Genomic DNA, 5,942 nt, shown 5'->3' with positions numbered 1-5,942 from the left:
CCCGCTCGACAACGGCGTGGCCACCCAGCTCGCCGACTTCCAGCCGCTGTCCTCGCAGTCCCTGACCGGGCCGGTGGCGCAGGCGCAGTCGATCGGCGGGGTGCCGGTGGTGGGCCACGCGGCGGGGTTGTTCCGCGGCTGACGCCGGCAGGCGTGCAGAGAGCCGCCTCCCCCCGGACGGAGGGGAAGGCGGCTCTCCGGTCTATGTGTGCCTCTTCTTGAGCCTCAGTACGACGAGCCCGACGCGCCCAGCGAGCCCGTCGGGTGCCAGACCGTCTTCGTCTCCAGGAACGCCGTCATGCGCTCGGTGCCCGGCGCCGCCGCGTAATCCACAGGCTGTGGACGGAGAACGCGCTTCAGGTTGTCCGCCGCCGCGATCTCCAGCTCGCGCGCCAGGTCCGCGTCCGCGCCCGTCAGGTCGATCGCGTTGACGTCCTGGTGGGCCGCCAGGTGCGGGCCCATCTCGGAGGCCTTGCCGGACAGGATGTTGACCACGCCGCCCGGCAGGTCGGAGGTGGCCAGCACCTCGCCGAGGGACAGCGCGGGCAGCGGGGCCTTCTCGCTCGCCACGACGACCGCGGTGTTGCCCGTCGCGATGACCGGGGCGATCACCGAGACCAGGCCCAGGAAGGACGAGTCCTGCGGGGCCAGGACCGTCACCACGCCGGTCGGCTCCGGGGTCGACAGGTTGAAGAACGGGCCCGCCACCGGGTTCGCCCCGCCCACGACCTGGGCGATCTTGTCGGTCCAGCCCGCGTACCAGACCCAGCGGTCGACAGCCGCGTCGACGACCGCTGCGGCCTTCGACTTCGACAGGCCCTCGGCCTCGCCGACCTCGCGGACGAACTGGTCCCGGCGGCCCTCCAGCATCTCGGCGATGCGGTAGAGGATCTGGCCCCGGTTGTACGCCGTCGCGCCCGACCAGCCGCCGAACGCCTTGCGCGCCGCGACGACCGCGTCACGGGCGTCCTTGCGGGACGACAACGGGACGTTGGCCAGCCACTTGCCCTTGGAGTCCGTCACCTCGTACACCCGGCCGCTCTCGGAGCGGGGGAACTTGCCCCCGACGTACAGCTTGTAGGTCTTGAAGACGTTGAGGCGCCCGGCGGCGGAGCCGCCTTTTTCGACACTGCGCTGCTCAGACATCGAGGTAGGCCTCCAGACCGTGGCGGCCGCCCTCGCGGCCGAAGCCCGACTCCTTGTAACCGCCGAACGGCGAGGTCGGGTCGAACTTGTTGAACGTGTTGGCCCAGACGACGCCCGCACGGAGCTTGTTGGCCACGGCGAGGATCCGCGAGCCCTTCTCCGTCCAGATGCCGGCGGACAGGCCGTACTGGCTGTTGTTCGCCTTGGCGACCGCCTCGTCCGGCGTACGGAACGTCAGCACCGAGAGCACCGGGCCGAAGATCTCGTCGCGGGCGATGGTGTGCGCCTGCGTGACGTTGGTGAACAGCGTCGGCGCGAACCAGTAGCCCGCCTCCGGGATGTCGCAGGCCGCCGTCCAGCGCTCGGCGCCCTCCGCCTCGCCCTGGGCCACCAGCGAGGTGATCCGGGAGAGCTGCTCGGCCGAGTTGATCGCGCCGATGTCGGTGTTCTTGTCCAGCGGGTCGCCGAGGCGCAGGCTGCTCAGCCGGCGCTTGAGCGAGTCGAGCAGCTCGTCGTGGATCGACTCCTGGACCAGCAGACGGGAGCCCGCGCAGCAGACCTGGCCCTGGTTGAAGAAGATGCCGTTGACGATGCCCTCGACGGCCTGGTCGATCGGCGCGTCGTCGAAGACGATGTTGGCGCCCTTGCCGCCCAGCTCCAGCGTGACCTTCTTGTCCGTGCCGGCGATCTGGCGCGCGATGGCCTTGCCGACGGCGGTGGAGCCGGTGAAGGCGACCTTGTTCACGTCCGGGTGCGCGACCAGCGCGGCGCCGGTCTCCCCGTACCCGGGAAGGATGTTGACGACGCCCTTGGGCAGCCCGGCCTGGCGGCAGATGTCCGCGAAGAACAGGGCGGTCAGCGGGGTCGTCTCGGCCGGCTTCAGGACGACCGTGTTGCCGGTCGCGAGGGCCGGGGCGATCTTCCAGGCCAGCATCAGCAGCGGGAAGTTCCACGGGATGACCTGGCCGGCCACGCCCAGCGGCTTCGGGTCGGCGCCGAAGCCGGCGTGGTCGAGCTTGTCGGCCCAGCCCGCGTAGTAGAAGAAGTGCGCGGCGACCAGCGGGAGGTCCGCGTCGCGGGTCTCCTTGATCGGCTTGCCGTTGTCCAGGGTCTCCAGGACGGCCAGCTCGCGGCTGCGCTCCTGGATGATCCGGGCGATCCGGAAGAGGTACTTGGCGCGCTCGGAGCCCGGCAGCGCGGACCACTTCTCGAACGCCTTGCGGGCCGCCTTCACCGCGCGGTCGACGTCCTCGGCGCCGGCCTGCGCGATCTCGGAGAGCACCTCCTCGGAGGAGGGGGAGACGGTCTTGAAAACCTTGCCGTCGGCCGCGTCGGTGAACTCGCCGTCGATGAACAGGCCGTAGTTCGGCGCGATGTCGACGACCGAGCGCGACTCGGGCGCGGGTGCGTACTCAAAAGTCATGATCGATCAGTCCACCGTCACGTAGTCGGGGCCGGAGTAGCGGCCGGTCGCCAGCTTCTGACGCTGCATGAGCAGGTCGTTGAGCAGGCTGGAGGCGCCGAAGCGGAACCAGTGGTTATCCAGCCAGTCCGTCCCGACGGTCTCGTTGACCAGGACCAGGAACTTGATGGCGTCCTTGGTGGTGCGGATGCCGCCGGCCGGCTTCACGCCGATCTGGACGCCGGTCTGCGCGCGGAAGTCGCGGACCGCCTCCAGCATCAGGAGCGTGTTCGCCGGGGTGGCGTTGACCGCGACCTTGCCGGTCGAGGTCTTGATGAAGTCGGCGCCCGCCATCATGCCGAGCCAGGAGGCGCGGCGGATGTTGTCGTACGTCGAGAGCTCGCCGGTCTCGAAGATCACCTTCAGCCGGGCGGGGCCGGAGGCCTCCTTCACGGCGCGGATCTCGTCGTAGACCTTCATGTAGTCGCCGGCCAGGAACGCGCCGCGGTCGATCACCATGTCGATCTCGTCGGCGCCGGCGGCGACGGCGTCGCGGGTGTCCGCGAGCTTCACGGGGAGGGCGGCGCGGCCGGCCGGGAAGGCGGTGGCGACGGAGGCGACCTTGACGTCGGAGCCCACGAGGGCGGCCTTGGCGGTGGCCACCATGTCGGGGTAGACGCAGACCGCGGCGGTGGCCGGGGTCGTGCGGTCGGTCGGATCGGGGTTGACGGCCTTGGCGGCGAGCGCCCGGACCTTGCCCGGGGTGTCCGCGCCTTCAAGCGTCGTCAGGTCGATCATCGAGATGGCCAGGTCGATGGCGTACGCCTTGGCCGTCGTCTTGATCGAGCGGGTGCCGAGGGACGCGGCGCGCGCTTCGAGACCGACGGGGTCCACACCGGGGAGCCCGTGGAGGAAGCGGCGCAGCGCGCTGTCGGACGAGGTCACGTCGGCGAAAGCGGAGGCTGCGGATGCAGTGGTGGGCATGGTCACCAGTCGAGCATATCTACGCGCGTAGCGGCGTGTACAGGGGGCCACTTCTTCGCGGTGGCGAAGACGCGCTTCGCGGGGGCGAACGCACTGGTGGACACGTGTCGCCGTGACGGCTGTCACAGGCCCGTGACATGGAGCAGACGCGACCCGAACACAAGATCCATAAGTTCTTCCTCAGCAGCCAGCGGGAACTCAACGGCCCCACCCGAACGAGACGTCAGCGGCATGCGGCTCTTCCTCCGTCCACCTGTCATCACACAGGAGTCGTTATGCGCATCGCCCTTCGCACCGCCCTCGCCACCGCCGCCGTCGCCGGCGTGGCCCTCACCCCGGCCCTCACCGCGGGAACCGCCTTCGCCGCGGAAGCGCCGACCACGGCGGCTGCCGGCGCCGCCGAGGCCAAGACCAACGAGATCCCGCTGGTCAACGGGCTCATCGCGAAGATCACCGAGCTGGAGCCGGGCCTCTACGGCGCCCGGATCTTCAAGGGCGACGAGGACCTGATGGTCGCCCTGCGGGCGGGCACCGTCCCGGGCGCCAAGGCCCAGGACACGCGGGTCGTCCAGGGTGTCGAGATCACCCTCAAGGGCAACGGCCAGATCTCGGCGGTCGTCGTCGACGACGGCTCCGAGGACGGCGGCGAGCTCGGCGAGCTGTTCGCCCGCCAGGACCTCGGCCACGGTTACAAGGGCCGCGTCTACTTCAAGGACGGCGGCGTCTTCACCGCGAAGATCCTCAAGGGCGACAAGGAGGTCGGCACGCTCAAGGTCGACCAGAACAAGACGCGCGACGAGGCTGAGTTCGGCGGCGAGATCCGCGTCTCGCTCAGCTGGGACGGCAGCCTGCGCGCCACCTGGCTCGACGACGTGGACCAGGAGAACCCGCTCGGCGAATTCGCCGAGCAGGACCTCGGCCACGGTTACAAGGGCCTCGTCACTCTCAAGGACGGCGACCTCACCGCGAGGATCCTGAAGGGGGACAAGGAGGTCGGCCGGCTCTTCGTGGGCAAGACCGGCAAGACCCGTGACGAGAAGGTCTTCGGCGGCGAGATCCGCGTGACGCTTCACTGGAACGGCGAGCTGCGCGCCACCTGGCTCGGCGGCGCCGGGCAGAAGCCGGGCAAGACCCCGCAGACGGCCGGGACCGCCCAGACCACCGTCGTCCCGAAGGGCGGCGTCGCTGCCGGCGCCGAGTTCGAGCAGGCCGGCGACGGCACGGCGCTCGTCGCGGCCGGCGCGGGCGCGGCCTCCCTCGCGGCGGCGGGCCTCGGCTTCGTCGTCCTGCGCCGCAGGGCCGCGGGCGCGCGCGTCTGACGCGTACGGGCCGGACTGCGGCCGCGTGTCCGACGGTGTGCGGGCCCGCACCCCGGTCCGTACAGGCCGCGCGTCCGACGATGTACGGGCCCGCACCCCGGCTCGCACCCCGCATCACCCGCGCCGGGCCGCGGCCGCGTACGTCTGACCCGTACGGGCTCTGCACCCCGGCCCGTAGCCCCGCACCACCCCGCCTGCTCCCCTTGACCCGAGCGCAGGTACGCATCACCCCACCCCCAGGCGGGCTGTCGCATCCCGCGGCAGCCCGCCGCAGCCCTTCCCGGAGTCTTCATGAACCGCCGCCGTCCGGCCGCCGCCGTTCTGCTCGCCCTCGCCGCCACGGCCGCGCTCGCCGGCTGTGGCGCGCCCGCGCCCAAGGCCACCCCGGCCGCGACGGTGGCCGCGACCTCGGCCGCGCCCGCCCCGGCCGCGAAGGCCGTCGCCCCGCTGTCGCGTTCCGAGCCGGTACGGGTGCAGGCGCCGTCCGCCGGGGTCGACACCGGGGCCGGGCCGGTCCTGAAGCTGGGGATCGCCGCCGACGGGACCGTCGAGGTGCCGTCCGTCGCCGACGCGGACCGGATCGGCTGGTACACCAAGGGCGTCACGCCCGGCGAGACCGGTCCGGCCGTCCTGATCGGCCACTTCGACACCGAGAAGGGCCCGGCCGTGCTGAAGGACGTCGCCAAGGTGAAGGTCGGCGACCCGATCACCGTCACGCGGGCCGACGGCTCCCGCGCGGTCTTCACGGTCCGTGCGCTGGAGCAGGTCGACAAGAAGACGTTCCCGACGCAGAAGGTCTACGGGAACACCGCCCGCCCCGAGCTGCGCCTGATCACCTGCGGCGGCGCGCTGGTCGACGGCCACCGCCCCGACAACATCATCGTGTACGCCGACCTCACCGCCACCGGCCGCGCCTGACCCGGGGCCGGCCCGCGTCGTGGCCGGCTCAGCCGAGCGCCGACCCGGCCCTGGGCGCATGTCTGAGCCCGTCAGGGCACGCCTGCCTCGGCCCCGGCACGTGCCTGAGCTTTGCCCAGGCGCGCTCCCGACCCCGCCCGGGCGCGCGCCTGCCCCGACTCAGGGCGCGGCCC

At 71.7% G+C, this 5,942-nt stretch carries 5 protein-coding genes; 2 read left to right on the top strand and 3 right to left on the bottom strand.

The genetic code is table 11. The annotated features are described in order from the left end of the window. Nucleotides 1-225: 225 nt before the first annotated feature. From VIU94_RS21075 to deoC, 3 genes are read right to left on the bottom strand one after another with little or no spacing between them, the layout of a single operon-like run. On the bottom strand, nucleotides 226-1,146 hold the full coding sequence (locus tag VIU94_RS21075) for an aldehyde dehydrogenase family protein (protein WP_331913393.1): 921 nt from the start codon (nucleotides 1,144-1,146) through the stop codon (nucleotides 226-228). Further along, nucleotides 1,139-2,569, bottom strand: coding sequence for an aldehyde dehydrogenase family protein (locus tag VIU94_RS21070; RefSeq protein WP_331913392.1), 1,431 nt, complete (start codon nucleotides 2,567-2,569; stop codon nucleotides 1,139-1,141). The genes VIU94_RS21075 and VIU94_RS21070 overlap by 8 nt, the downstream gene beginning before the upstream one ends. Nucleotides 2,570-2,575: 6 nt before the next feature. Further along, entirely contained in the window at nucleotides 2,576-3,532 is a 957-nt protein-coding gene (deoC, locus tag VIU94_RS21065; protein ID WP_331913391.1) for a deoxyribose-phosphate aldolase, read from the bottom strand. 275 nt (nucleotides 3,533-3,807) lie between these two features. On the opposite strand from deoC, the gene VIU94_RS21060 reads away from it, so the two are divergent. After that, complete coding sequence (locus tag VIU94_RS21060; protein ID WP_331913390.1) at nucleotides 3,808-4,851, top strand: hypothetical protein; 1,044 nt, start codon at nucleotides 3,808-3,810, stop codon at nucleotides 4,849-4,851. 291 nt (nucleotides 4,852-5,142) lie between these two features. Then, on the top strand, nucleotides 5,143-5,769 hold the full coding sequence (locus VIU94_RS21055; protein WP_331913389.1) for a class F sortase: 627 nt from the start codon (nucleotides 5,143-5,145) through the stop codon (nucleotides 5,767-5,769). Nucleotides 5,770-5,942: the final 173 nt, after the last annotated feature.

It is taken from the genome of Streptomyces sp. (assembly GCF_036566765.1).
Taxonomy (GTDB): domain Bacteria; phylum Actinomycetota; class Actinomycetes; order Streptomycetales; family Streptomycetaceae; genus Streptomyces.
This window is presented reverse-complemented; position numbering and strand designations above follow the sequence as displayed.

What these genes read in the sequence shown, in the direction of transcription:
- VIU94_RS21075 (WP_331913393.1), bottom strand. Translation starts at nt 1,146, where the DNA reads ATGTCTGAGCAGCGCAGTGTCGAAAAAGGCGGCTCCGCCGCCGGGCGC.
- VIU94_RS21070 (WP_331913392.1), bottom strand. Translation starts at nt 2,569, where the DNA reads ATGACTTTTGAGTACGCACCCGCGCCCGAGTCGCGCTCGGTCGTCGAC.
- deoC (WP_331913391.1), bottom strand. Translation starts at nt 3,532, where the DNA reads ATGCCCACCACTGCATCCGCAGCCTCCGCTTTCGCCGACGTGACCTCG.
- VIU94_RS21060 (WP_331913390.1), top strand. Translation starts at nt 3,808, where the DNA reads ATGCGCATCGCCCTTCGCACCGCCCTCGCCACCGCCGCCGTCGCCGGC.
- VIU94_RS21055 (WP_331913389.1), top strand. Translation starts at nt 5,143, where the DNA reads ATGAACCGCCGCCGTCCGGCCGCCGCCGTTCTGCTCGCCCTCGCCGCC.